30 protein-coding genes and 1 pseudogene are annotated in these 26,044 nt (G+C 49.7%); 12 read left to right on the forward strand and 19 right to left on the reverse strand.

Annotation, left to right across the window (positions count from 1 at the left end):
- Positions 1 to 7: 7 nt before the first annotated feature.
- The 3 genes and pseudogenes from ABLU86_RS22985 to ABLU86_RS22995 all read left to right on the forward strand — a co-directional run bounded on the left by ABLU86_RS22985 (position 8) and on the right by ABLU86_RS22995 (position 2,719).
- A pseudogene (locus tag ABLU86_RS22985) lies at positions 8 to 960 on the forward strand (iron-siderophore ABC transporter substrate-binding protein).
- Positions 957 to 1,856: a MurR/RpiR family transcriptional regulator gene (locus ABLU86_RS22990; protein WP_348796407.1), complete on the forward strand. Its 900-nt coding sequence runs from the start codon at positions 957 to 959 to the stop codon at positions 1,854 to 1,856. The pseudogene ABLU86_RS22985 and the gene ABLU86_RS22990 overlap by 4 nt, the downstream one beginning before the upstream one ends.
- Before the next feature lie 95 nt (positions 1,857 to 1,951).
- Positions 1,952 to 2,719 carry a basic amino acid ABC transporter substrate-binding protein gene (locus ABLU86_RS22995; protein WP_045412722.1) on the forward strand — a complete coding sequence of 256 codons (768 nt, stop codon included), beginning with the start codon at positions 1,952 to 1,954 and terminating at the stop codon, positions 2,717 to 2,719.
- A gap of 251 nt (positions 2,720 to 2,970) precedes the next feature.
- Here the strand turns inward: ABLU86_RS22995 and ABLU86_RS23000 are convergent, their stop codons facing one another.
- The 14 genes from ABLU86_RS23000 to ABLU86_RS23065 form a co-directional block, all read right to left on the reverse strand.
- Complete coding sequence (locus tag ABLU86_RS23000; protein WP_126027488.1) at positions 2,971 to 4,272, reverse strand: putative Ig domain-containing protein; 1,302 nt, start codon at positions 4,270 to 4,272, stop codon at positions 2,971 to 2,973.
- A gap of 258 nt (positions 4,273 to 4,530) precedes the next feature.
- A complete protein-coding gene (locus tag ABLU86_RS23005; RefSeq protein ID WP_126027487.1) occupies positions 4,531 to 4,848 on the reverse strand; it encodes a hypothetical protein in 318 nt (105 codons plus the stop codon).
- Positions 4,845 to 5,582, reverse strand: coding sequence for a hypothetical protein (locus ABLU86_RS23010; protein ID WP_126027486.1), 738 nt, complete (start codon positions 5,580 to 5,582; stop codon positions 4,845 to 4,847). Before ABLU86_RS23010 ends, ABLU86_RS23005 begins: the two co-directional genes overlap by 4 nt.
- The gene (locus ABLU86_RS23015) at positions 5,582 to 5,773 is read right to left on the reverse strand and encodes a hypothetical protein (protein ID WP_126027485.1); all 192 of its coding nucleotides are present in this window, start codon (positions 5,771 to 5,773) and stop codon (positions 5,582 to 5,584) included. Before ABLU86_RS23015 ends, ABLU86_RS23010 begins: the two co-directional genes overlap by 1 nt.
- A gap of 524 nt (positions 5,774 to 6,297) precedes the next feature.
- Positions 6,298 to 6,693, reverse strand: coding sequence for a hypothetical protein (locus ABLU86_RS23020; protein ID WP_126027484.1), 396 nt, complete (start codon positions 6,691 to 6,693; stop codon positions 6,298 to 6,300).
- Between the two features lie 7 nt (positions 6,694 to 6,700).
- Entirely contained in the window at positions 6,701 to 7,084 is a 384-nt protein-coding gene (locus ABLU86_RS23025; protein ID WP_157194898.1) for a hypothetical protein, read from the reverse strand.
- A complete protein-coding gene (locus ABLU86_RS23030) occupies positions 7,081 to 7,296 on the reverse strand; it encodes a hypothetical protein (protein WP_126027482.1) in 216 nt (71 codons plus the stop codon). The genes ABLU86_RS23025 and ABLU86_RS23030 overlap by 4 nt, the downstream gene beginning before the upstream one ends.
- Positions 7,296 to 8,030 (reverse strand): hypothetical protein, encoded by a 735-nt coding sequence (locus ABLU86_RS23035; RefSeq protein WP_126027481.1) that lies wholly within the window; start codon positions 8,028 to 8,030, stop codon positions 7,296 to 7,298. Before ABLU86_RS23035 ends, ABLU86_RS23030 begins: the two co-directional genes overlap by 1 nt.
- 109 nt (positions 8,031 to 8,139) lie before the next feature.
- Entirely contained in the window at positions 8,140 to 8,634 is a 495-nt protein-coding gene (locus ABLU86_RS23040) for a hypothetical protein (RefSeq protein WP_126027480.1), read from the reverse strand.
- A 66-nt stretch (positions 8,635 to 8,700) separates the two neighbouring features.
- Entirely contained in the window at positions 8,701 to 9,024 is a 324-nt protein-coding gene (locus ABLU86_RS23045; protein WP_021466378.1) for a hypothetical protein, read from the reverse strand.
- A gap of 83 nt (positions 9,025 to 9,107) precedes the next feature.
- Positions 9,108 to 9,404, reverse strand: coding sequence for a hypothetical protein (locus ABLU86_RS23050; RefSeq protein ID WP_126027479.1), 297 nt, complete (start codon positions 9,402 to 9,404; stop codon positions 9,108 to 9,110).
- Between the two features lie 192 nt (positions 9,405 to 9,596).
- A complete protein-coding gene (locus ABLU86_RS23055; protein WP_085846045.1) occupies positions 9,597 to 9,842 on the reverse strand; it encodes a hypothetical protein in 246 nt (81 codons plus the stop codon).
- A gap of 61 nt (positions 9,843 to 9,903) precedes the next feature.
- Complete coding sequence (locus ABLU86_RS23060) at positions 9,904 to 10,830, reverse strand: hypothetical protein (protein ID WP_126027478.1); 927 nt, start codon at positions 10,828 to 10,830, stop codon at positions 9,904 to 9,906.
- A gap of 59 nt (positions 10,831 to 10,889) precedes the next feature.
- Positions 10,890 to 11,609: a hypothetical protein gene (locus ABLU86_RS23065; RefSeq protein WP_126027477.1), complete on the reverse strand. Its 720-nt coding sequence runs from the start codon at positions 11,607 to 11,609 to the stop codon at positions 10,890 to 10,892.
- Positions 11,610 to 12,119: 510 nt separating this feature from the next.
- Here ABLU86_RS23065 and ABLU86_RS23070 point away from each other — a divergent pair.
- Positions 12,120 to 13,267, forward strand: a protein-coding gene (locus tag ABLU86_RS23070) for an IS3 family transposase (protein WP_126027476.1) whose coding sequence is annotated in 2 segments (ribosomal slippage) — positions 12,120 to 12,357 and positions 12,357 to 13,267 — 1,149 coding nt in all. Because the reading frame shifts where the segments join, the coding sequence is not laid out codon by codon here.
- Positions 13,268 to 13,282: 15 nt separating this feature from the next.
- Here the strand turns inward: ABLU86_RS23070 and ABLU86_RS23075 are convergent.
- Positions 13,283 to 14,032: a phage integrase SAM-like domain-containing protein gene (locus ABLU86_RS23075; protein ID WP_348796408.1), complete on the reverse strand. Its 750-nt coding sequence runs from the start codon at positions 14,030 to 14,032 to the stop codon at positions 13,283 to 13,285.
- A gap of 130 nt (positions 14,033 to 14,162) precedes the next feature.
- Between ABLU86_RS23075 and ABLU86_RS23080 the strand changes: the two genes are divergently transcribed.
- Entirely contained in the window at positions 14,163 to 14,879 is a 717-nt protein-coding gene (locus ABLU86_RS23080) for an amino acid ABC transporter permease (RefSeq protein ID WP_126027474.1), read from the forward strand.
- Positions 14,866 to 15,588: an amino acid ABC transporter ATP-binding protein gene (locus ABLU86_RS23085; RefSeq protein WP_047740733.1), complete on the forward strand. Its 723-nt coding sequence runs from the start codon at positions 14,866 to 14,868 to the stop codon at positions 15,586 to 15,588. Before ABLU86_RS23080 ends, ABLU86_RS23085 begins: the two co-directional genes overlap by 14 nt.
- A gap of 54 nt (positions 15,589 to 15,642) precedes the next feature.
- Here ABLU86_RS23085 and ABLU86_RS23090 read toward each other — a convergent pair whose 3' ends face one another.
- Complete coding sequence (locus ABLU86_RS23090; protein ID WP_026612337.1) at positions 15,643 to 16,842, reverse strand: MFS transporter; 1,200 nt, start codon at positions 16,840 to 16,842, stop codon at positions 15,643 to 15,645.
- Positions 16,843 to 17,099: 257 nt separating this feature from the next.
- Between ABLU86_RS23090 and ABLU86_RS23095 the strand changes: the two genes are divergently transcribed.
- Together ABLU86_RS23095 and ABLU86_RS23100 are read left to right on the forward strand one after the other, a co-directional pair.
- Positions 17,100 to 18,263 carry a M20 aminoacylase family protein gene (locus ABLU86_RS23095; protein WP_047056289.1) on the forward strand — a complete coding sequence of 388 codons (1,164 nt, stop codon included), beginning with the start codon at positions 17,100 to 17,102 and terminating at the stop codon, positions 18,261 to 18,263.
- Positions 18,264 to 18,318: 55 nt separating this feature from the next.
- Positions 18,319 to 18,810 (forward strand): DUF523 domain-containing protein, encoded by a 492-nt coding sequence (locus ABLU86_RS23100; RefSeq protein WP_020079058.1) that lies wholly within the window; start codon positions 18,319 to 18,321, stop codon positions 18,808 to 18,810.
- A gap of 105 nt (positions 18,811 to 18,915) precedes the next feature.
- Here the strand turns inward: ABLU86_RS23100 and ABLU86_RS23105 are convergent, their stop codons facing one another.
- The 3 genes from ABLU86_RS23105 to ABLU86_RS23115 all read right to left on the reverse strand — a co-directional run bounded on the left by ABLU86_RS23105 (position 18,916) and on the right by ABLU86_RS23115 (position 21,361).
- The gene (locus ABLU86_RS23105; protein WP_348796409.1) at positions 18,916 to 19,662 is read right to left on the reverse strand and encodes an SDR family NAD(P)-dependent oxidoreductase; all 747 of its coding nucleotides are present in this window, start codon (positions 19,660 to 19,662) and stop codon (positions 18,916 to 18,918) included.
- A gap of 70 nt (positions 19,663 to 19,732) precedes the next feature.
- Positions 19,733 to 20,422, reverse strand: a complete 690-nt coding sequence (locus ABLU86_RS23110; RefSeq protein WP_047058175.1) for a YafY family protein — start codon at positions 20,420 to 20,422, stop codon at positions 19,733 to 19,735.
- A gap of 39 nt (positions 20,423 to 20,461) precedes the next feature.
- Complete coding sequence (locus ABLU86_RS23115; protein WP_047040954.1) at positions 20,462 to 21,361, reverse strand: LysR family transcriptional regulator; 900 nt, start codon at positions 21,359 to 21,361, stop codon at positions 20,462 to 20,464.
- Between the two features lie 295 nt (positions 21,362 to 21,656).
- Between ABLU86_RS23115 and ABLU86_RS23120 the strand changes: the two genes are divergently transcribed.
- From ABLU86_RS23120 to ABLU86_RS23135, 4 genes are all read left to right on the forward strand, one after another.
- Positions 21,657 to 22,886, forward strand: a complete 1,230-nt coding sequence (locus ABLU86_RS23120; RefSeq protein ID WP_348796410.1) for an MFS transporter — start codon at positions 21,657 to 21,659, stop codon at positions 22,884 to 22,886.
- A gap of 13 nt (positions 22,887 to 22,899) precedes the next feature.
- Positions 22,900 to 23,928 (forward strand): alpha/beta hydrolase, encoded by a 1,029-nt coding sequence (locus ABLU86_RS23125; protein WP_348796411.1) that lies wholly within the window; start codon positions 22,900 to 22,902, stop codon positions 23,926 to 23,928.
- A 204-nt stretch (positions 23,929 to 24,132) separates the two neighbouring features.
- Entirely contained in the window at positions 24,133 to 24,786 is a 654-nt protein-coding gene (locus tag ABLU86_RS23130; RefSeq protein WP_015366973.1) for a LysE family translocator, read from the forward strand.
- Between the two features lie 234 nt (positions 24,787 to 25,020).
- The gene (locus tag ABLU86_RS23135) at positions 25,021 to 25,917 is read left to right on the forward strand and encodes an alpha/beta hydrolase (protein ID WP_348796412.1); all 897 of its coding nucleotides are present in this window, start codon (positions 25,021 to 25,023) and stop codon (positions 25,915 to 25,917) included.
- The last annotated feature ends 127 nt before the right edge of the window (positions 25,918 to 26,044 follow it).

Raw genomic sequence — 26,044 nt, forward strand, 5'->3', positions numbered from 1 at the left:
AAAAGGATTGTTATGCGTTGGTTCGTTTCTCTGCTGGTGCTGTGCGCGGGCGCTGCCGCGGCTGCCGATTCGCAAACCTTCACCGACGATTTAGGTCGTACGGTGACCGTACCGCTGCATCCGCAGCGTATCGTTTCGATGCACGATCTCGATATTACCATCCCGCTAATTGAGCTTGGGGTACCGCCGGTGGCCAGCCATGGCCGCACGCGCCCTGACGGCAGCCACTACCTGCGTTCCAGCGCCCAGTTGACCGGCGTCGATTTCGACAATAGCGAGATTCGCTTTATTGGCACCGCCGATATCGACCTTGAAGCCGTGGCTGCGGCGAAGCCGGATCTGATTATTACCGAGCCGAGCCGCCATGTCTCGGTGGAGCAACTGGCGAAAATCGCGCCGACGGTCAGTATCGATCACCTGCAGGGCAGCGCGCCGCGGATTTACCGCAAACTGGCGCAGCTCACCGGCAGCCAGGCGCGGCTCGCGGTGCTTGAACGTCGTTATCAGGAACAAATTAAACAGCTAAAGGCCACGGTCGACCCGCAGCAGTACCGCGTTTCGGTGATACAGGCGAATAACGGCAAGGTGACGGTACACTACTCCTATCACGCGCTGGGGCGAGTTCTGCGTGACGCCGGGTTCCGCTTCCCGCCGTTGATCGACAAGATCCCCGATGGCCAGCGGATCGACGTCAGCGCCGAGCAGCTACCGGAACTGGATGCCGATTTTGTCTTCGCGACCTGGCGTTCGGACACCGGCGGTAAGCCGCAGGATGAGCTAAAGGCCATGGAGGCGGTAATGCCCGGCTGGTGTGACTTTATGCGCGCCTGCCGCACCGGCCGCTATATTTTGTTGCCGCGCGAAGAGGTTATTTCTAATTCGTATGCCGCATTGACGCTGATGGTTGCTCAGGTGCAGTCGCACATCGCCGGGCGGCCGATTCCGGCGGGGGCGAAATGAAAGCGGGAGTGAAAAAAGAGAAGGGCAGAGTCGATCTGTTTGGCGAGCGTTTTCGCGCCCGCGCGCATCAACTTTCGCCCCGTTTACGCGAAGTGGCAAACTACATTAATGATAATCGCGAGGTGGTACTGGAACGCACGGCGATGGAGATCGCCACCGCTACTCACACCTCCGATGCCACCGTGGTGAGGGCAATTCAGGCATTGGGTTTTGCCGGGCTACGCGAATTAAAAGAGACCATGGCGCGCTGGTTCGGGCCGTCAGCGACCTCGTCGGAAAAGATGCGCTCGACGGTGGGGGCACTCTCCTGTGATGTCAATTCCAGCATCGATTTTGTGCTCGATGGGCATCAACGCGCCTGTGAGGTGCTATCGCGTGCGGACAATCGCGCGGCGGTAGCCCAGGCGGTGGCGCTGCTGGGGGATGCGCGTCAGGTGGCGATATTTGGCATCGGGGCGTCGGGGATCCTCGCCGAGTACACCGCGCGTCTGTTTAATCGTATTGGCTTACCTTCCTGTACCCTCAACCGTACCGGCTTCAGTCTTGCTGAGCAGTTGATTAGCCTGCAGCGCGGCGACGTGCTGATTATGATGGGGCAAAAATCGCCGCATCGGGAGGGCATGACCACGTTGCGTGAGGCGCAGCGGCTGGGGATCCCGACGATATTACTCACCCAGGCGCTGGATTCGCGCTTCAGTCAACTGGCACAGGTGGTGATTGATGTTCCGCGCGGCGGCGATAACGGGCGAGTGCCGCTGCACGGTACGGTGCTGATTTGCCTTGAGATGATCGTGCTGTCCGTTGCCTCGACTACGCCGCAAAAGACGGTCAAATCAATGAAGCGAATCAATGAATTGCATCGAGCCATTGGCAAATCAGGTGGTCAACGCGGTTGAACAAACGATAATTCGCTATCCCGATGCTTTCCGGTTGCATGCTATGCTAAGTGTGTGTATTTTTATGCAAAATAAATGCATAAAAAGGATATCTCATGGTCAAGAATTTGCTCAAAGCGTGTTTCATGATGGCCGCGCTGGTGGCAGCCGGACAGGCGGCTGCGGAAACCTATACCGTCGGCTCCGGCGGCACCTACCGTCCCTTTGAATTCGAAAATAGCCAAAAGCAGCTGGAAGGCTTTGATATCGATATCATCAAAGCGATCGCCAGGGCCGAAGGTTTTGACGTGAAGCTGGTCAATACCCCCTGGGAGGGCATTTTCGCCACTCTGGGTACCGGCGATCGCGACATTATCATCTCGGGTATTACCATCACCGATAAACGCAAACAGATGGTGGATTTCTCCGCGCCGTACTTCCCGGCCGAGCAGTCGATTGTGGTGCCGCAAGGTTCAAAAGTGAACTCGCTGGCGGCGTTAAAAAACGAAAAAGTCGGCGTGGTGAACTCCAGCACTGGCGATATTGTGGTTTCGCAGGAACTGGGTAAAAACAGCACCTCCATTAAGCGCTTCGACAATACGCCACTCATGCTGCAGGAGCTGTTTGAAGACGGCGTCAGCGCCGCGGTAGGCGACGTCGGGGTGGTTAAATACTACATCAAGCAGCATCCGGAAAAGCAGTTCAAGCTGGTGCCTGACGCTAAATTTGAGCGCCAGTATTTTGGCATCGCCGTTGCTAAAGGTAACAGTGAACTGCTGGGCAAAATCAACGCCGGTTTGCAGAAAATCGTTGCCGACGGCACCTACGCCAAAATCTATAAAACCTGGTTCGATGACAACGTGCCGACGCTGCCTGCGCAATAACACCAGTTTTCAGTGACCGCGGCTGTCGCTCAGGCGATGGCCGTATTTTTTAGGGAAGGACTATGACGGGATTCCGTTGGGTAATCAATGAGGCTAAATCAATTCAACAACTTACAGGATGTTGTGTTGTTCCCGTGTAGGAAACGAGAATTGATTGTATGCGCCTATTCCTACACAGACAAGAGGCCATAGCACAGATACACAAAAAGAGAGCTGTAGCTCTCTTAGTGTTTGCATAGTTATGCAATGGGTTATTTGTCGATAGCCATTCCACCAGCGCCTGTAGTTGTCTTGGTTGTTCCGTAGTAATCGGTAACATCAACATACAGATAGAACGTCTTGCCGCCATCGGTAACAGTAGGAGTACCAGACCATGTAACTATTGCTGTATCGGCATTGGTTAAGGTCATTCCCGCTGGTGCCGTTGGGTTCCAATACCAGCGCCAAGCATAAGAACCATCATCTGCCGGGCTAGGAGTTGCCGTAAGCTGGCGCGTGAAGCTGTGACCAACTTTAGGATGACCCGGATTAGTGCCGTAGCCAGTAACAGCGCCCACACTCTGGATCTGTGCATAAGCTGGAGCCGCTGAGATCACTACGTTAGCGTAGCCTGTCTGCTTAGCTCCGTATGAGTCTGTAACCGTCACTTTAAAGCCTGCTGTACCTGCTGCCGTTGGTGTCCCTGTAATGGCTCCTGTGCCGCTTATGGACAGACCATAGTTAGTGCCGTTCAGAGAGTAGGCATAGGTATAGCTTCCATCATCGGATTCATCACATACAACGTTAAGCTGTCCTGTGTAAGCCGTTCCCACAGTAGCAGTAGTGTTATCAATTGAAGCTGTAGCTGTCTTGATGTGTGCCGCTGGTACGGTGATAGTGATAACAGCGTTATCAGAGTATGAGGCGTTATAGCTATCGGTACAGGTGAAGCCTATAACAACGTTCCCGGTTGTAGTGGTAGTGCCACTAACTTTAAACGTACCATCATTATTGTTTGTAATGGTCAGACCGTCATTAGCTCCGCTGAACGATGCGCTGTATTTATATGTTCCATCATCTACCGGATTAGGTGTAAGAGTGAATACCTGATCAACCGGATCACCTTCAACTACTGACAAGGTAGCAGGACTAACACTAACACCTTTAAGGTGTGCGTATTCAGTAGTAACACTAAAGGCGCTGCTAGTTGGTGCCTGATTGCCGTATAGATCGATAACAACACAGGACGCTGTATAGGTGCCATCAGTAGAAGCAACGCCAGTGATTAGCCCTGTATCGCTGATAGTGAATAGATCGGTATCTATCGAATAGTTGTACAGATAAGTTCCATCATCAGCAGGGGAAGGAGTAACAGTAAGCTGATCGCTCACCACTGAGCCAGTAGCATAGCGTGTAACAGCTAACGAGCTTGTAGCGCTCTGTACTTTGGCTGTAGCTGGAGCTCCAATAGCAAAGGATGCATCAGCGTGTTGACTCTTGCCGCTATCGTCCGTAACAGTGCATCTAAATACGCAATGCTCATGCACACTGGTGAAGTCATACGTTAAGCTCATGGTAGCTGTATTAGCTCCTTGATCTCAGCCGTTACCCCCTGATTCAATACGCCATCAATTAAGCAAGTCCATTCATAAGTAGGATTGCTGGCGGTAGTAGTACAGGTGCATGTATCCGTTGATGTGGTGCCAGTGACATAATCAGGTACTGGATTAGGGTTAAGCGTAATAGTGAATACATCGGCCTTTGAGTAATAATCAACACTACCTAACAGCATTGATCCGCCACTCTGTAAATAGCCATTACACACGCTGGGATCATTTAAAATGCCCCTTAGCGCCATTATTTACCCATAGCTGGAAACGTACTGCTAAATCAATGCCTGTGTATTCCGTTAAGAATGTATCCATACCCACACAGAAACCTTCTGTAGTTTCCGGTATTGTCTGAAGCCATACACTTGATCCGTATTCATCCAGAGCATCAAGATCTTCACAATAAAACGGTGCCCCGTATCCATTCCAAAACCAGTTACCCATTCTGCAAGCTACAGGCGTGTAATTAGGCCAAAGCGGTAAGACAACATTAGTTGTATAATTATAGTCGGGGGTGATTCCCCCATTAACTTTTTTCATTTTCCATCCTTAAAAAATTCCTCTTCAAGTCCGTATGTTTTTCTCAGCCAAACTATAGACGCTAATTCAGCTTTTTCTTTTGTATTAAATGTTCCTAAATGCTTTAATTTATTTTCCTCCCGGCGTCTTACTTGAAAATACTGTTTATTGCTTTTGGTATAAGTAGTCAATCCTATAGGGAAATACTCCCCTGTTTCTGGATCAATAGGAGGGTGATATTTTTTAGGAGGCTTAACAGGCTTAGGAGGTTTAGGAGGTGGATTAAGTTTTCTCTCTTCCCGTTCCTGTCTTGCTTTCTCTTTTGCAATTTCACGCGCTATCCTCTCCTGTTCTTTCTTCTCATTCTTTTCTTTTTGGAGATTAATTTTCTGCTGGCGCTCTGGTGTGATCCTATTTTTTATGGCTTCTTTCCATTTATGCTCATAACTGGTAGCGGCGTTTAGCTCTGAGATAAAACTTGCATTCTCTTTAATCTTCTCGTTGTTCCATTCTATTAACCCGGCCTCAATAGCATCTTGATCTACAGGTCTGTTCATAGACTTCACTCGATCTAAAGCGGCTTCATTGTCACGGCGCTGAATTTCTTTATAAAGTTGTCGTGTCTCTTCACTAACAGTTTTCCAACGTTCATCAAAACGTTTCCGCTGTTCCCGGCGTCTTGATCTGGCTAGTTCAATTTGTACTTCTTTAGCAAGGGTTGTAACTGGTGGCGGTGTACGTTTATTAGATCCCATTACATAACCTCCACTTTTAAAGCAATACCAGCAGCATTAGCAAATCTGAATGCTGAATCATAAGATGGTCTACTACGCAATTTATAAATTGATCCTAAAGGCACATTTAGCACTTTATGCGCCTTGTAAAGAGTTCCATATTTTTTAAGCAATTCATTTTCAATTATTTGACAGATCGTTAAAGCATTCATTTCAATTCCTTTAGTTAGTTATTACCCTCTGTAGGTACTATCCTGTAGGGGCAATAGGAGAGGACACAGGAAGCGCTGAGAGAGTTTTAGAGGCTATCTGGTAGGGTAAGGGTAGAGGGATTAAACACGCTGAGAAGGGCGTACAGGAGCTTTAAAGGGCATAAGAAAGGCCGCGCAAGGCGGCCTATGTGGATTAGTGGAAATATGCTGCTAACGTCTGCTTTATCACTGGTTCTATGGTACTCCAGAGCGTGGCGATCACCGTAGCCCCTACGACAACATGAGCCACCATTAAGCCGATCCCGATCATGAAGCCTCTGTAGATGTATTTCATTCTACGCCCTCCATCCGTGGCGCTCTGCGTTTACGTTCACTCACTAGCTCAGTGTGCCTAATGTTCTCTTTACGATCTGCAAAGAATTCAGCCACTAGACCGCACACCACTAAGCCTACGCCAATAAGCATCAAGCAAAAGAGGCCATCAGCAGCAGCGCCTAAAGCATCCATGTAGAATTGAAAAGGGTTCATTTTTTACCACCTAAATATTTAAAGGCATAATCACTTTCAGCGCCTGTGCTGTCCTGATCAGTAAGGGCATAACATGCATAATGTGATTTATTCCCTTTCTTGTCCGTAATGGTAAAGGCCATCACTTTATTTGAATCATCTGCTTTTAATACGCTTCCATCTTGTGCCGGGGCTGGATGATCAAAAGTGTATTTACCGTCTGGTTCAAAGTTATACACTTTACCTTCTACATCATAAGCCCCTTCACCTTGAGCCATAGCAAAAGACATCATCACCCCGAAAGCCGGGGAAGTATATTCTTTGCTTGTCACGTAGCAGGAATACGGCATAACACTTGCAGACGCTGAGCCAGCCACGGCTAATAAAGCCGCTGTTAATAAAATATTCTTCATGATAAACCTAATTAAGTTGATTTGCTGTAAATGTACCACATTGCATTTTATGCTTGCCTAAAACTAACGCCGCTATGTTTTTATGCTCTGAAGTATCCGCCATAAGAATAAAATAGCCGTCGCTATCACTTGTGCCTAAAGGGTAGTTACTCACTGTACCGCCATAGGGTAGATAGGCAATCTGAGCAAGTCCATAATGCAAATCATTATAGGTGATTACAGGCGCTCCATTTTGAAAAACAGTGGTTTCATCACCATCATTATATTTAGTCTGAAAATGCGATACAGCCACTACAGAATAGTCCCCACATTTAGCCGTGTAAGTAGTTGTATGCGCCATTGCTGCAAGGGGGGATAAAAGAGCAAGGGCTAATAAAACCTTCTTCATCATGAAGCCTTTTTAAATTGGTATGCCTGATAACGTTCACGCGCTTTCTTTAAAGCTGGCGTGTCTTTAGTTTTCCATTCGTTTAATTTTGCCGCTAGGGTAATACCTGCATTAAGTTCCATTTGATATTTCATTTCGAACCAGAGCGGGGGATAGAAATTAATACTCTCTGGATCTAATTCTTCAATGCATACGGCGTTATATTCAACGCTCATTAATCCATCCAGTAATCGAAACTATCTACAGAGGTGGCGTAAAGCTGTGCATTGTATTCTTCACCTAATCCACCTTGATCAACGCGATCTAATACACGCTTGATAAACTTGCTGCCCTTTGCTTTAGCGTCGTACTTGTGCCAGAAGTCGCAAGCCTGAGCGGGGCTAATGCGCGCTGTCTTGAGCATTGCCGCTAAGATGCCTTGCGGGTATCGTGCAGCCTCGAAGCTCAATCCCCACGTATCTATAAGGCGGATCTCTTCGATGTAGTCTGTTTTACCCTTCATCAATGCATCTTTGCCCTTGTAGCCTAACTGCTTAACCGCTGTAATGCCTATGCGCTTAGCTTGCTTGCTCTCCAGATCTGTAAGGCTCAGACGCTTATCGATGATAGAGGCTCTCTGAGTGGCGTTAGGAGATCTCTTACCCTCCATGTGTGCATCTTGCCGCGCTCTGATATCGTCCATCGTTTCGGCTTCACGGTGCCACACTGCAAACGTATCAGGGAGGTTAGTTAACCATTCCTGAGCTAAAGCGTGTTGCCTGTGATGCCCGTCTACAAGGATAAATTCATTATTCAATAGGCACACTTCGAACGGATCGCCTAATGAATCATTCCATTCACCATGCAAGTAGTTTCCGCTGAAGTTTAAAGTGCGGTTTTCTAAGTTCGGTTTAACTGCAAGTACATCAGCCAGTGACCAACGTTCAATAGTGCCATCTGATAAAGCCATTATTTTTTCACCCCTTTAACATCACGAATAAGATCACAGATTTTATTAACAGTCCAAATGAATAACGCCACAGGTACAGCGAACAAGAGGAAAACAAATAGAGTATCCATTAGTTAGCCATCCCTATAATTTGTTTGATCTTGCGATTGCTCATAAACATTACAACGGTAGCAACCGGAATCCAGACAAAGTAAATCATTGGGGCTACCTGAGTTACAGCAGCCATAATACCGTTAGAGAGAATAAAGGCCGCTATAGTCCACTTGTTCATAAAGGGATAATAGATTGCCTTGTTTGCCTTGCTACGGAATAACACCGCCCATGAATAGATCCCCGCTGGCGCTGTGAAGCACAGACAGAAAGCAGCCACTGAGCAGATCATATAATAGGCGCTTAGGTTTTGAGTTAACGCCAGCGTGATAAAGCCCAAAAGGAAGAAAGCGATAAAGCCAATGTTACCCCAAATAAAGAATTTACCAGCGCTTAAAACTTTATCCGCTTTAGTTTTCATCCCGCCTTTACCCTGAAGAGCAAAAGCAATAGCGATGATAATTGAAACAGCTTTTACAGCATGAGTAACACTTGAATAATCTGAAGCATTCATTTTAATAGTCTCTTTTTAAAAATCGGAAACAGAACAAGCCAGTACAACTAATAACAACTTTTTATTTTATGCCGCATCACAATTAAAATAATCACCGCTACCTGCAAGTAAGCTAACTTTACCTGATTGGGTAGGCTGGAAAGAATAGCCCTCTGAGCTATCTGTTTTGCTATACAGATACATTTTATCTTTTGGGTTTAATCCTTGAAGAACTTCCCGGATCTGCATTTTAGTCCCGTTCACATACAGAAAAGACGGGTAAGAATCAGGGCGGTGAATCTCAATAATTTTATTACCTTCAACGCTTTTACATTCCAGATTTACAGGAAGGTTAGCAGCAGTAGCCACCACAGGCGCAAATAGTGCCAGTGCAATAATTAATTTTTTCATCTTTACGATCTCTTTTCGTCTCCCCCGTAGCGGGGAAGTCAATAGTAGGTCTATTACAATCTAATAGGTTAAGATAATAGCGCTTATTCTTCTTCCTTATAGCCAAGCTCTACCGCTTTTTCATACCAATAAGCATTGGCTCTTTGTAGGTCTTTAAAGGCCATATCTGAAGCAAGATCCTTGATGAACTTGCTAGTAGTGTGCCTTTCAATTTCTGCTACTTTCTTTTTAGTTTCTGGGATATGATCAGCAATCATATCTAAGGTTTTTCTCTCATAATCTAAAGAGTTACTAAGCCTTACAATGCTATACCGTAGCTCCCGATAGAGAAAAATAATTAAAAGCGTCTGTGCTGCAAAAAGCATATAGATGATGTGCATTATTAACCCCGCCAGCTACTAACTAATGAGTGTTGAACCATAACACTATGCACTACTTGCTTTAGCTTACCTTGCATAGTGCTATAGGCCATCCGTTGGCCTGAGAAGTGGCACCACATAGCGCCGTTAGGCTCCACTTCAACAAATCCGGTAACGCCGTTTACCTGAAAGTGTGCCCACTGCAAAGGCTTCTTACTCATGGTGTTTCCCTAATGCCGCTCTCACCAGCGTATAGACAAAGAAAGCTATCACGTAGATCACCACACCACACAGGCCTGTTAAGCCTATATCTTGATGAAGCATGTAGCCTGAATCGTCATAGCTCCAGCCTAATAGGAAGCCAATCAATGCACCTGTTATAGCCCCGCCTATGATCGTACCCAAAAGGTGAGACGTCCAAGCGTGAAAATGTGTGCTCTTTACTGTTACGTGTTGCATAGCTCTAAAAGCTCCTGCAATGGCCTGTGCGCTTCTCTTTGCCACAGGCTATACGGTTCTACTACTTTTTATCGCCTTGTGGGGCTTCTGGTGAAGTCTCTGGGGACGTTTCCCAAAGATCCACTAGTTCAGCCGCTACAGCATTGTTCTTACTCTTCAGGGCTAAAAGGCGCTGATAGTCATCATTGTTCAGATCCTTGTTCTCACAGATCAGAGCTTTCACTCGATCCAGAAAATCAGCATCTGATTCTTTCCCCTTCTTAGCCTTTGGCTCAGCAGGTGTAAAAGCTGGCGCTGTCTGTTCAGCCGCTGGAAGTTCAGCAGGGTTATCAGCCTGAACCACTGGCAACGGCTCTAACACGATACCCATCTGAGCATAAAGCTCTTCACGCTTACGCTCTGCCTGTTCCTTGAGCCACTCTTCTAACTTAGCCTCTGCCTTAGCTCTCAGATCTTCAGTGATTAGAACAGCTACCGTATTGTAATACGCTGGATCTGTAGCCTTGATATGCTCAAGGATATTAAAATCAGTCTCATTGATAAGACGCTTCCCATTAACTACGCCATTGTTCACAAGGCTAACGTAGTTGTCTGAGTTAGCTTTGATTTGCTCTGGTACAGCGTTAACCACTGGCACAGCTTTAGGTGCTGGCTTAACCGTCTCCCCTTTGTGGATCAGATATGCAGCCTGAGCTAAAGGATATTTCTCAAGATGTGGATACTTTTGCTTAGCTTCTTTAAGCAGGTTCCAGCACTTGCGAATAGTCTTTTCACTAGCCATCTTACTGTTAGCATCTGCTTCAATACGAGCAGACCGGATATCATTAAGATAGATGTTGATATCTGCTAAGGTGCATTCACCATCTTCTACCGCTGGCATGAGTTTTACTAACTGCTTCATACGTGGAAGCGGTGAAGGTGACATACCATAAATCCCTTCATCCAGTTCAACACCAACACGTTCAAAGATTGCTTTTACATCTACCATTTTCACCACTCCCATAATATTTTAAATGTTAATGCCCCGCCTGAACGGGGCGCTGTAAATTAAGCCTGTGCTGTGTGCAATAAGCTGTTTAACCGTTCCTGTATCTCTGGCTCTACAGAGGCATGAAAAGCGGCTAACACTTCACTAGTGAACTCTTCGGTGCAATGAGTTTGAATCATGCGTAAGAAGCTAGCTAAATCAGCTTGAGGCAGAGACAAAGCAAAGGCCGCTAAGCGCTCAGCATCTGTTTCATTCTGAATATAGACACGGCGACTAGCTAACACATGAGCAGAGATAAGATCATTTACACTTTCCCATGTATTAGCCACTCCCCACACTTGAACCCGATCATCTGGATTGAATTGCACAGGCAATAGATTCATAGATAAAGCGGTAGACTCTACAGTATTAGCCGCTTCACCTTCTGGAGTTTTCCAGAAATAAGAATAGAGGCTAAGCGGTGATGTACCAGCTTGTGAGAATACGCCATTATCAGGAACATCACGAAAGGTAGCATTAGTAGCGATAAGAACATTAACCATTTGTACAGCCTCTTCAGTAGTTGAAACGTTATTAATCTGCGTATCGTTAGAATCGCATACAGATAAGGCCTCACCAGCTTCTATAGGACAAAAAGCCATTTCATTAAGCTGTTCAATAACACGCTCAAAATCAGCGATAAGATGAGCCTTACGCTTATATTCTCCTACCGGGAAGTTGTAGGTGATCATGTCAGATTGAGCTACGCAAATGTTCCAATCTGTAACAACCTTAACCATATTGTTTTAGTTTCTTGCAGAGCTTTAATATAACCTTTAGCGCTGTTCATCAATGCATGTGCATTCAAGTTAGTGATAGTAGCCATTCTATTATTCTCTTCTTTGTTAGCTACCTTAGTAGCCGGGAATTGAATTATCCTAGGAACATTCTAATAGGGCTACATCTAATGAGATGATTCTTATCTAATGCGCACAAATACACTAAGAATTGATATTTATGATCATGCCTGTCGATCAGTTCTACACTGATATATTCATACCACCTATGGAATTAACATAACGGTAAACTTAACGGTATTTAACGGTTACATTCAGAGCAGGTAATGTAGTGCGCATAGATGAATACTCATAGAGATGTAATGTATGCATAGAAGTAAATGAGATGTGATTAGTGCGCCGTAGTTATTTACTTTTACTCCGTAAAAGACGCTGAAAAGGAAAGAAAACTGAATCGCCACGGGTTTAACAGACACCTCGGAGTCATTTAAGATGGCTTAAAGAGAGGTGCCCATGAGCGGTAAGCGTTATCCCGAAGAGTTTAAAATTGAAGCAGTCAAACAGGTTGTTGATCGTGGTTATTCTGTTTCCAGCGTTGCAACACGTCTCGATATCACCACCCACAGCCTTTACGCCTGGATAAAGAAATACGGTCCGGATTCTTCCACTAATAAAGAACAGTCAGATGCTCAGGCCGAGATCCGCCGTCTCCAGAAAGAGCTGAAGCGGGTTACTGACGAACGGGATATATTAAAAAAAGCCGCGGCGTACTTCGCAAAGCTGTCCGACTGAGGTACGCCTTCATCCGTGACAACATCTGTTGCTGGCCTGTTCGCCTGCTCTGTCGGGTGCTGGATGTTCATCCCAGTGGTTTTTACGCCTGGTTTAAGCAACCGTATTCTCAGCGCCACCAGGTAGATCTGAGACTGACGGGACAGATCAAACAGTTCTGGCTGGAGTCCGGTTGCGTTTATGGTTATCGCAAGATCCATCTGGACTTGCGGGATAGCGGGCAACAGTGCGGAGTGAACAGAGTCTGGCGACTGATGAATCGTGCCGGGATAAAGGCTCAGGTCGGGTACCGGAGCCCGCGGGCACGCAAAGGCGAGGCCAGTATCGTATCGCCCAACAGGCTCCAGCGACAGTTCAATCCGGATGCTCCGGATAAGCGTTGGGTAACGGACATAACCTACATCAGGACCCACGAAGGCTGGCTGTATCTTGCCGTGGTTGTTGATCTGTTCTCACGCAAAATTATCGGCTGGTCAATGCAATCCCGGATGACAAAGGACATTGTCCTGAACGCACTGCTGATGGCTGTATGGCGGCGTAATCCCCAAAAACAGGTGCTGGTTCACTCGGACCAGGGCAGTCAGTACACAAGCCATGAGTGGCAGTCGTTTCTGAAATCACACGGCTTGGAGGGGAGTATGAGCCGTCGCGGTAACTGTCACGATAATGCGGTTGCAGAAAGCTTTTTCCAGTTGCTGAAACGCGAACGGATAAAGAAAAAGATCTACGGAACGCGGGAAGAAGCCCGCAGCGATATTTTTGATTACATCGAAATGTTTTATAACAGTAAGCGTCGGCATGGTTCAAGCAATCATATGTCACCGACAGAATATGAAAACCAGTATTATCAACGGCTCGGAAGTGTCTAGATTATCCGTGGCGATTCAAAGCAGGTTAAACACATGCTCAAAGTCATTGTGATTCATTGGCGTTTTGATGTTGATCACTTCAGCGCTTTTGAATGCAAGCCCATTAAACGGATTCTTTTCAATCCATTCTTTATCGTTCACCATGTAATTAAACCACTGCTGATTTTTATTGTAGTAGCTCTTCTTACTTCCCGGTGCAAAGTCTGAATCATCAAGGTATTGCTTAAAGCCTCTTACGTGATCTTTCGTCACATCCTCTACGTACATCACGCCATTAGTAGCAAGATAGGCCATCAGCTTGTTAGAGCTATTCTTAAAGCCGTTTAAGGTCTTAGGCCGCCAGTCTGATAGGTTAGCGTCTATCCATGCCTGTTTTGCTTCTTCAAAGCCCTGTTTAGTGTTAGCCGCTTGTGCCTGTTCAGCAACGTGCAAAGCCACCGCTGATACTTGCGCCACTGCCGGGATCGGCATAGCCGGATTATTCAGATCGTATCCTGTAGCCGCTAAGGTGGCTCGTAGCTGGTTCATCTTGTCCGCTGTAGTCATGGTGTCACGATATTTCTTGAGCGTCTCAGCCATCGCAGCAAAGCCCCATTCATGCGCGGCGTATTCGATGAACTTCATGGTGAGCAAGGTAGAACGTCTTACTGCTGTGTTGTGATCTTTGGTCAAAAGGGCAATGCTCATGGTGCTACCTACGTAGCGCTTACGCCACGTATAACCGTTTTTAGCTGTGTAGGAAGTGTGCTCAATTTTTGCAGTCATCGTAAGGCCTCATAAAACAAGGGATATAGCTTAACCCTTGCCATTGCTGGATTCTAAGCCCTGCGTGTTGTCCTGATTATGTAGTGGCCTCTTTCGTTGGGAGATCATCGAGGAGTACGGCCCGCTGTTTATGGACGGCGCCTTGATGACGATTAAATGTACCATTATCTGCGTGATCCTCGGGACGTTGTGGGGGTTAACGCTTGGGCTGGGGCGGATGGCGAAGGCCGAACACGGGCCATGGAAATATATTCTGCGTTATCTGGTGCAGTTTCCGGTGCGCTTCTACGTCAGCGCCTTCCGCGGTACGCCGCTGTTTGTGCAGATTATGGTGGTCCACTTTGCGCTGGTGCCGCTGTTTATTAACCCGCGCGACGGCCTGCTGGTCACCAGCGGGATAATGAGCGCCGATTTCGCCCGCGAACTGCGTTCTAACTACGGCGCGTTCCTCTCCTGTATCGTGGCGATTACCCTTAACGCCGGGGCCTACGTGTCGGAGATTTTCCGCGCCGGGATCCAGTCTATCGATAAAGGGCAGATGGAAGCTTCGCGCGCGCTGGGTATGCCGTGGTGGAAAACCATGCGTAAAGTGATCCTGCCGCAGGCGTTTCGCCGCATTCTGCCGCCGCTTGGCAACAACGCTATCGCTATTGTTAAAGACTCATCGCTGGCCTCGGCGATCGGGCTTGCCGATCTGGCCTACGCGGCGCGAACCGTCTCCGGCGCTTACGCCACCTACTGGGAACCCTACCTGACGATCTCGCTGGTCTATTGGGTGATTACCTTCCTGCTGGCGCAGCTGGTTAACCGTCTGGAAAAGAGGTTTGGCAAAAGTGATTCACATTAATAATTTACATAAGCGCTTTGGCGATAGTCACGTGCTGCGCGGCATCAGTTGCGATATTAAACCGCAGGAAGTGGTGTGCATTATCGGGCCCTCCGGCTCGGGCAAAAGCACCTTTTTGCGCTGTATGAATGCGCTGGAAACCGTGAGCGAAGGCGAAGTGGTGGTCAACGGCTTTGCCGCCCATGACCGGACGACCGACCTCAACAAGATGCGTGAAAGTGTTGGCATGGTGTTCCAGCGCTTTAACCTGTTTCCGCATATGACGGTGCTGGAAAACCTGCTGATGGCGCCGATGAATTTGCGCAACATGCCGCGCCAGCAGGCGGTCGACCTGGCGGATGCCTTGCTGGCGAAGGTGGGACTCAGCGATAAGCGTGACGCCTGGCCTTCCAGCCTCTCCGGCGGTCAGCAGCAGCGGGTAGCGATTGCCCGCGCGCTGGCAATGAAGCCATCGATCATGCTGTTTGATGAGCCCACATCAGCGCTGGATCCGGAACTGGTAGGGGATGTGCTGGAAGTGATGAAAAATCTCGCCAGCGAAGGGATGACGATGGTGATCGTGACCCACGAAATGGGCTTTGCCCGCGAAGTGGCCGACCGGGTGATTTTCATCGATCAGGGGGTGATTCAGGAAGAGGGTAAACCGTCGCAGATCTTTAGCGCGCCGACCAATCCGCGCACCGCTGCCTTCCTCAGTAAGGTGCTGTAGCCAAAAGCAAAACGGGCAGGTGGATCCCCGCCTGCCCGTTATCAACAACCTCCGCTATTGCGCGGTCTCGGTAGCCTCTTCCATGTCTTCTTCCTGCTCATTGGCGAGCAGCGTTTTTTCATTCTTGCTAAGGCACTGGATTAGCAGGAACAGCACGCCGCTGGCGAACAGGGTGATGATCAAGCCGTCATAGCCGGAGACGCCAATCAGCATGCCGCTGACAATCGGCCCGGCCACGCTACCGGCGGACCAGAAAAAGCCAAACAGGGCGTTAATCATGATGAGCTTTTGCCCGCTAAAGGTTTTCCCCGCTCGCACCAGCGACAGGGTGTAAAGCGCGCCCGCCGCGGCGCCGAGCAGCAGGCAGATAGCCATCAGCTGTACGCGCGAGGCGAGCATAAACGGCAGCGCCAGTAGCGACAGGCTAAAGACAACCGCGCAGATAAGATGCACGCGACGGATGCCGAAGCGGTCGGCAACCCAGCCCAGCGGCGCCTGAAACATGGCGTCGCCGGTGAGGACGACGGTGACCAGCAGTACCGCCATCGTTTCATTTAAACCTTTATCGATGCCGTACAGCGGCAGTAGCGCGAGAATACTGGCGTCGAAGAAGGCAAAGCAGAATACCCCAGAGGCCAGCACCGGCAGAAACGCCCCCAGGCTGCGCCAGCTCGCGCGCTCGGCAAGGCTTTCGCGACTGCCGCGCGGCAGATGACGCAGCATTAGCAGGCAAACGGCGGTAATGGCGACAATGGCCATCAGCGCCGCGTGTTGCCAGGCGGGGCCGACGGAGATAAGCAGCGGGCCGGCGAGCTGGCAGCCGGTAAAGGCCGAGGCATAGATGCCGGTGAGAGTAGCGCGATTACTGCCCGCCGCGCCGCCGGTTATCCAGCTTTCCCCCAATACGATAATGACGCCGGAGGCGAGTCCGGTCAGCAGACGCGGCACCAGCAACAGCGTCATGTCGGTGGTCATGCAGGAGGCGATGGTCGCCAACGCCAGCAGAATCAGGCTAACGCTGAGCAACGCACCCATTTCAAAACGACGGCACAGCGCGGGAGAAAGAAAAGAAGAGAGCATCATTCCAGCGGGCGGCAGCGCGGCCAGCAGGCCGACATAAAGCGGAGCAACTTGCTGCTGCGCCAGCTCGAGGCTGATTAATGGCACCGTATAGCCGGTGATAAATCCCACAAGTGAAGCGGCCATGATCATCGCCAGCGTGGGGGCCAGGCGATTCTGGTCTGGGTTAAACATTGTATTCCCGATAACGGAAGGTTGCAGGTGGATAATCCGGCAAGACGCCGACCAGTCTGCATGATAATTAATCAGCTGACGGAAGTCACCGCTGAAATAGCTACTATTTTTGATATCGATAAAACGATCCGCTGGTGAATAGACAAAAATCATCATCGCTGAAGTTGTCAGCCGCGGGGGCGAAAGGATATAACGAAGGGTGCCGCCTGGAAGCAGCAGGACGGGGACCACTCATTCAGTAATGGAAGGAACAGGACATGGCGGTATCGTCTTCACTGATTGCCGAAGCTATCGGCTGGCGTCGCGATTTTCATGCTCATCCGGAGCTCGGGTACCAGGAGCAGGAGACCTCGCGTCGGGTTGCCGGGCTACTGGCTTCGTTCGGCCTGCAGGTACATGTCGGGCTGGCAGGTACCGGGGTCGTCGCGACGCTTGAGAACGGCCCGGGGCCGGTGATTGGCCTGCGCGCCGATATGGATGCGCTACCGATCGCTGAACAGGGGACGGTGGAATATCGTTCGCGTCGTGCTGGCGTGATGCATGCCTGCGGTCATGACGGCCACACCGCCATGCTGTTGGCTGCCGCCGCGCACCTTGCCCAGACCCGCAACTTTGGCGGCACCGTGCATTTTGTCTTTCAGCCCGCGGAGGAGAACCTCGGCGGCGCGCGCAAAATGGTGGAAGAGGGGTTGTTCGAGCGCTTCCCGATGGACGCCATTTACGCGTTGCACAACTGGCCAGGCTTGCCGCTGGGGCATGTGGCGGTGAATCCCGGGGCAATGATGGCCTCGCTTGACGCCTTCGAGATAACGCTCACCGGTAAAAGCTGCCATGCGGCGATGCCGGAGAGCGGCGCCGACCCTATCGTCGCCGCCGCACAGCTGATTATGGCGCTGCAGACGATTCCGTCACGCCGCCTGTCGCCGCAGGATTCCGCAGTGGTCAGCATTACCCAGATCAACGGCGGTGAGGCGATCAACGTGCTGCCGGACCGCGTGGTGTTGCGCGGGACTTTTCGCTGCCTGAGCAATACGGTGCGCGAGCGGGTAAAAAACCTCATTGAGCAGTACGTGCATACGCAGCCGCAGGTTTCCGACGTTGACGGTCAGATTGCGTGGTATCCGGGCTATCCGGTGACCAAAAATGATGCGCAACAGGCGCTGAAGGTGCGCGAGGTGGCGCAGGCCGAGCTCGGCGAAGCCGCGGTGCGCTGGCAGATCAATCCTTCCATGGCGTCGGAGGATTTTGCCTGCATGCTGGAAGTGTGTCCCGGCGCCTATTTCTGGATAGGCACAGACGGCGACACGCCCTCCAGGCCGCTACACAATGCCAGCTACGATTTTAACGACGATCTACTGGCGCCCGGCGTGGCGCTGTGGACGGCGCTGGTGGAATCACTGCTGCCTGCCGGGCAGGGCTAAGTTTTCGTGTGCCGCGGAAAGCGCGGGTGAACGGTCTCCGGGGGCCAACAAAGAAATGATAAATAAAATATTGGTCAGTGCCTGCCTGATGGGCCTTAAAGTCCGTTATAACGGAAAAGAGAAAGCGCAGATGACCCATCAACTTGCTCGCTGGCAACGGGAGCAGCGCCTGGTAATCCACTGCCCTGAGCTGGCTGCCGGGCTACCTGTTCCGCGACCACCTGCCGAGATCGTGTCGGCTGATGGGAGAGACGTAATGAGTGGACAAGCCAGAATAATTGAAAATACGGGAAGGGATGTTACGCCGCATTATCAACTGGCAGCCTGGCTGGCTCTGCGAGCAGCACAAGAAGCAGGTTGTACCGCCGCATTGTTAACTGATGGTAGTCCTACGTGCGGCAGTCAGTTTATCTATAATGGTTCTTTCAGTAATCAGCGTAAATCGGGTATGGGAGTGGCGGCGTCACTGCTCAGTGAGCATGGCATCGCGGTATTTTCAGAAGCTCAGTTTGCGGAGCTTGTGAGCTGGATAGAAGAACGGGAATGAGCGGTTCCCCAGGGTTAACGTCGAACTGTATGAGGTTCACACCTCGACATAGCCGACGTTAAAGCCTTATGAAACTCTTGCAGTTTAAAAGTACTGGGGGGAGTTTCACTCAGCTAAATAACCCCCATCGATGGGATAAACGCCGCCGGTACAGAACGCCGCATTTTCTGACAGCAAAAACAGTATGAAGTCTGCTATTTCCCGCATTTTTGCCATCCTCTTCATAGGGTGGCTATTGGCGAAACTACGTACGATATTGTCAGGAAATTCACTCATTCGTGGCGTTTGGACATAGCCCGGAGCGACGGCATTGATTCGAATGCCTTGCGTTGCAAACTCTAATGCTGCGGTTTGGGTCAAACCGATGATACCGTGTTTAGCCACGGTGTAGGGCGCTAATCCTGGAATGCCTACCAGACCATTGACTGCAGATAAATTAACGATAGAGCCGCCAAACTTCATCATTGCAGGTATTTCATATTTTAGGCAGTAAAAAACGCCGCTCAATGAAGTGGCAATAACTTTGTCCCAGTTTTCAACCGTCTGTTCTGTTATATTTTTACCATGCTCACCTGTTATGCCCGCATTATTTACAGCATAATCAAGTCTGCCGAAATGTTTGATCACTTGAGCAATCATTTTCTCTACTTGTTCAGGTTGCGACACATCGCATCCGATCCCCAGCGCCTGTTGCCCCTGTGAAGATAATTGTTTCGCTTTTTGGATGGCCTGCTCTGGCGAGCGGGAGACAATAACGACCTTAGCACCATGTTGGTGTAATTGCTCTGCGACTGCCTCACCTATCCCTGTGGTGCTTCCTGTGATGACAGCAACTTTATTCTGCAAATTCATCCTTCCCCCTATGATGTAGAATTGAGTTTTTCATCTGAGGGAGTATACAAAATAGCTGTGACAGTTTTTGTCAGTACTCTTTCTCCTCGGCGATTCCTTCTTTTATTCTCCATTTTTTCAATAAAGCCATCCGGCTTTCCCTGTATATAGAGTCCAGTTGTGCCATCTCTGCAATTTTGTCAGTTCTAAAATGACGAAAATCATTTCTCATCTCACACCATGCGACCAAAAGCCAACATGACTGCATATATGCCAATCCGATGGGCCATATAACACGAGAAGAGTAAGCGCCTTTCTTGTCACAATATTTTATTTGGACTCTCTTTTGCTTTTTAATAGCATCGCGAATGTCTTTGAAAAAGACCTCATTACTTTCTGAAGGGCCGATCAAATAGGATTGGCTTTCGATAAGGCTTTTTAATTCGTCGGGAATGACGGCGTGTATTTTAGCAAGCGCATTCCTTGCTGTATTTTTGAAATCATCATCTGTGTTATGAGATACCCAATTTAGCCCAAGGGTAATAGCATTGATTTCTTCATGAGAAAAATTTAAGGGTGGCAAATGAAAGTCAGACTTAACGATATAACCCATTCCGGCCCCACCTTCAATGCGCACCCCTTGATGCTGCAGTGTTTTTATATCCCTGTAAAGTGAGCGTACGCTTATCCCTAATCTTTCTGAGAGCGTGGATGCCGTGATGGGATATCTTTGCGCCCTTAATATCTGTAGTAATTCGAGAAGCCTCTCTGTTCTGGTCATTTGATAAGTCCATCCTGATACAGCGAAAAAATCTTAAACCTAAAGTTTCCCGTTCATGCGCAGCGCATCAACAACGAGTGAGAAGGCTGGGGAAGGCTGTTTGCGGCTGGGATAATAAAGATAGTAGCCCGGAAAAGGATGACACCAGGACTCAAGCACGCGTACGAGACGACCTTCTCTGATGTGTGGGCCGAATTCCTCTTCAGGTAAAAAGGCGATGCCTAACCCTGCCAGGGCGGCGTCGACAACATGATCCGACGTGTTAAACGTCAACTGTCCATTAACCCGGACCTTCAACTCTCCTCCCTCGCGATCGAATTCCCAGACATAAATCCCGCCGGAGCGAACCATGCGCATATTAATACACTGATGCTGCGTCAGATCATGAGGCGTTTTCGGCACCGGGTATCGTGCGAAATAATCTGGCGAAGCGGCTGCTGCCATGCGCAGTTTCGGGCCGATTGGCATCGCTATCATATCTTTATCAATCGTATCGCCAAGCCGCACGCCCGCATCAAACCGATCCGCCACGATGTCCCGGAATCCGTGATTAGCATCGAACTCAATATGAATATCCGGATATTCGCGGAGCAGCGGCGCCAGCTTGGGTAGCAGGGTCGTTTTCAGCACGTTCGGCCCGCAGGTGATGCGGACGATTCCTGCAGGCTTGTCCCGCAGTTCAGTCAGCATGTCCAGCTCAGCCTCTATCTCATCAATACGATGGCCCACCGATTGCAACAGGCGTTCCCCGGCCGCCGTCGGGGACACACTGCGGGTGGTCCGCGTCAGCAGGCGGATTTGCATTCGCTCTTCCAGCCCGGAAATCGCCTGGCTCAGCGCAGGCTGGGTCACGCCAAGCTGCGCGGCGGCACGCGTGAAGCTGCCTTCCCGCGCCACGGTGACGAAAGAGAGTAAATCGTTGAGGTTGCGTCTTGCCATATTGGTTTCCGGGCTATTTATAAATTTTACTTATAAAGCTATTAAGCATTCATTAGCTAGTTTCACCGCTGCCTATTGGTAACAATAATGCGATGAAAAAGTCAACGCTAAACGAGATGGAAAATGCTCACCGTAAGACGTCCCTGCTGATGCTCCTCTCTGCCGGGCTCAGGGCTGCGGATTGAGCCGTCGCGCCTTCCATATCCATCGTTCTCTTTAACTCACGCGCTTATCCCCCACGTCGCCGTTTCAGAAGGGGAAGGGCATCCCATTATCAACGGAAAAGAAAGGCTAAATGCGTAATCAGAAAACTGAAACCAAAAACCAGAACGGAGCAAGTGAAAAACAACAGGCGCACTGGGGCGGCGTGTTTGCTATGACGCTGTGCGTCTTCGCCCTAATCGCCTCCGAGTTTATGCCGGTCAGCCTTCTGACATCGATGGCGCACTCCCTAAACGTCACCGAAGGCATGGCCGGGCAGGGGATCGCTATTTCCGGCGCGTTTGCGGTGGTGACCAGCCTGTTTATTTCCCGACTGGCAGGCACGCTTAACCGGAAAAACCTGCTGCTTGGCCTGACGTGCATCATGGCACTTTCGGGGGGCGTCATTGCGATGGCACCTAATTACCTGACCTATATGACCGGCCGGGCCCTGATTGGCATCGTGGTCGGCGGGTTCTGGTCGATGTCGGCGGCGACAGCGATGCGTCTGGTGCCGGTGCACCGTGTTCCGCTGGCCCTGGCCATTTTTAACAGCGGCAATGCGCTGGCAACCGTTGTGGCCGCGCCTCTGGGCAGCTGGCTGGGTTCCGTCATCGGCTGGCGGGGAGCCTTTTTCTGCCTGTTACCCGTCGCCATCGTCGCGTTTATCTGGCAACTACTCAGCCTGCCCTCGATGCCGGTTACCCGCCAGCCAGCGGGGGCCGGCAACGTCTTCATACTGTTACGCCGTCGGGTGGTCATGCTGGGCATGCTGGGGGTGGGGATCTTCTTTATGGGGCAGTTCACGCTCTTTACCTATATCCGGCCTTTCCTTGAGACGGTCACGAAGGTGGACGCCTCAGCGGTGACTCTCATCCTGCTGGTCATCGGGAGCGCGGGTTTCATCGGCACCACGCTGATTGGCCGGGTACTGAAGCGCGGATTCTACCCGACGCTAATGGCTATTCCTGTGCTGATGGCGATCGTCGCGCTGACCCTGATCGCGTTTGGCAGCCAGGCGGCCATCGTGACGGCCTTGCTCGGGCTGTGGGGGGTTATTTCAACCGCTGCGCCCGTGGGATGGTGGGCATGGGTTCCACGCACGTTCCCTCAGAATGCCGAAGCGGGCGGCGGGCTGATGGTGGCGATGGTGCAGTTGTCCATAGCGCTGGGATCCACCGTGGGGGGCGTGCTGTTCGACCATCATGGCTACCAGAGCACCTTTCTGGCCAGCGCCGCGATGTTGATTATCGCAACCGTACTGATTTTCCTGACCTCACGTGCAGACGCCTCTGCCGAGGGTCTTTCATCACACTCGTCCTGACAAGGAAACTATCATGAATAAATTTGCGTTAGCCCTGGGAATGTTCATCAGCGCATTTGCCGCCTCGGCGGCGGATATGTCCAGAGGCGCTGATAACTTTTATAAAAGCGAAAAGGTGACGCAGCAGAAAGTCACCTTTAAAAATCAGTATCAAATGAACGTGGTTGGCAATCTGTTTGTCCCGAAAACGATAAATCAGAACGCCAAAAACCCGGCGATCGTCGTTGGTCATCCAATGGGCGCGGTCAAGGAACAAAGCGCAAACCTGTATGCGCAGAAGCTGGCGGAGCAGGGGTTTGTTACGCTGGCGATCGATCTCTCGTTCTGGGGAGAAAGCGAAGGCAAGCCGGGGCACCTGATTTCACCGGAAATCTACGCAGATGATTTCAGCGCGGCGGTGGATTACCTCAGTACACAATCGTTTATTGATCCAGAAAATATCGGCGTGCTGGGCATCTGCGGCAGCGGAAGTTTTGTCATCAGCGCCGCGAAAATTGACCCGCGTATGAAAGCTATCGCCACCGTCAGCATGTATGACATGGGCGCCGCGTTTCGTAACGGTCTTAACCATTCCCAGACGCTGGAACAGCGTAAGGCCTTTATCCAGTCGGCCATTGAGCAGCGGTTTGCCGAGTTCAAAGGAGGAGAGAAAGCATACATTCCGGGTACCGTGAATAAGCTGGACGCTTCTACGCCGCAAATTCAGCGCGAGTTCTTTGATTTCTACCGCACCGAACGCGGCGGTTACACCCCGCAGGGCGAGAAAGAGGAGCTGATGACAAAACCGATGCTGAGCAGTATCGGTAAGTTTATGAACTTCTATCCATTTAACGATATTGAAACCATTTCGCCGCGTCCGATGCTCTTTATTACCGGTGACCAGGCCCATTCAAAAGAGTTCAGCGAGGACGCCTTTAAACGCGCCGGTCAGCCTAAAGAGCTGTATGTCGTTCCGGGGGCAGGGCACGTCGATCTGTATGACCGCACTGACGTGATCCCTTTCGACAAGCTGACGGACTTTTTCCGCAACAACCTGAAATAACGCGTGGTAATGGGTTGTATCAACAGCTACCGGCCTTCGGGTCGGTAGTGGGGCGTAATTTGATCAAAAGGACAAAATGCTGCCGCATCACTGAGAGTTGAAATGTCTGTGTAGCGCCACAGGCGGACGCTGCAATATATTCCGCTTTCGGCATGAATCGGACTGAGGTAACGTAGCGGAAATATTTTTCTGGACTCAATCACGATGCCTTCCATCGAAACGTTTATAACTTTCCTTCTCGCGCTGACGCTGCTGGAGATTTCTCCTGGGCCAGACATGATGCTGACTATCGCCAGAGGTGTCGGTCAGGGAAGACGTATTGCGCTGCTTACGGTCCTGGGCAATGTATTTGTAGCAGGTTTTGTGCAAGTTTCTTTTCTTGTCCTCGGGCTGGTAACCGTTGTTCATGCCTGGCCGGTTGCGCTGGATCTGTTACGGTGGGTCGGTGCGGCTTATCTGATGTGGCTGGGCATAAAAATGATTGCGACTTCAGGTACTGATACGCGGCTGCGAAAAACGGCAAAAATTTCTGACTGGAATGCCGTTAAGGAAGGCGCTCTGAACAGCCTGACTAACCCAAAATCCCTGCTGTTCATGTTTGCTTTTCTTCCTCAATTTGTTGATCCCGCAGCGGGTCCAGTTTGGCTGCAATTGCTTGTCCTTGGCAGTATCCAAAAGCTGGCAGGAATCGTGTCTCTGGGGTCAGTCGCGATGGCATCAGGCACATTTGGTAACTGGCTAGGTAAACACCCAGGCGTTATCAAATGGCAGGAACGATTTACAGGTGTTGTCATGATTGGCCTGGGTATCCGCATGTTGTTTAGCGGGTCCGGCATAGTATCAAAATCTATCCGTTAGGTTATACAGAACCGGTAAATCCGCTGTCCGCTTCCCGCTCACACTGGATCTTAAATTCGGTTGGTTGGTTCGCTTTGTACCAGGAGCGGAAGTTGAAGATAAGGAGCAAGAAAGAAGTTAGGAGGAATTTTTTGAAGAAAATTCCCCCAGTATGAGTTCTGAAGAAAAAAACAGTGCATACTTTGAGCAAAACATTCTTAGGATACCGAACTTCATCTGCATGGATTTTTTGACGTGATTGATTTCATAAATTTTAACGACCGCTATAAACAACTCAGAACTTTATTACCACTTGCTAAAAATGTAGCTGAATATTTGATAGCAGGACTAAACATTCGCATCTTTGAACCCGCAAGCGCAGTTGAGGATGTTCTTATCGTTTACCACGGTGGTGGAGTCAACTCAAATGCTGGTTACGATATCCTTGCTCATCAGATAAGTCATCGTGGAGCTATTTGTACATGCCTCATAGATATCCGTGGACACGGGAACTCATTGGGTAACAAAGGTAGCGTTTCTAATCCGGAGCAGGTCTGGCAGGATATCGACACTGTTCTTGCACATGTTCGCGTAAAGTTCCCCTGGGCCAGAGTTCACTTGCTTGGCCATTCAAGCGGAGGGGGGATGTTGATCAATTATTTTACTCGCTTCACCCCCTCTCAACAAAGTGACAGCCTGATTTTACTTGCGCCTGAGTTTGGGCCTTTTGCGCCAGCTAAAATTTGCAGAAGAACAATGGTTCCATTCGCGTCGGTGAGCAAGTGGCCTTTCGTACTAAATGCGCTCAGTTTGGGATTACTATGCGGTAACCGTTATGCAGTGACTCTTAATTTTCCCAATGAGGTTATGCTATTAAGACCTGAATTTGTTCAGCGATACAGCGTGAATATGGCGAATGCTTTGACGCCGCGTCAACCTGCAAGGCAAATTGCAGCATTGCCATTACCTGTAATTGTTCTGATAGCTGAAAAGGATGAGCTATTTGATGCAAGACAAATGTCAGAGTTTGTAGAAGGATGTGGTAACCCGAATTTACATAGTAGAATTATTGAGCACAGTAAGCATTTAGACTGCATCTTTTATATTAGTGAAGAAATTCTTCAACATTTGAATAGATGTACGTCAAATTAAAGCATATCTTAAGTATTTAGTTCTGCTCAATACGTACTGATCATTATTGAAAACTATTCCCGTGTCCGCTTCTCGCTCATAGCGGACCTTAACGCTACTTATCTTGTCTGCCTTGTGCAGCAAGAAA

It is taken from the genome of Klebsiella sp. JN_Kp121 (assembly GCF_040062145.1).
GTDB lineage: Bacteria > Pseudomonadota > Gammaproteobacteria > Enterobacterales > Enterobacteriaceae > Klebsiella > Klebsiella aerogenes.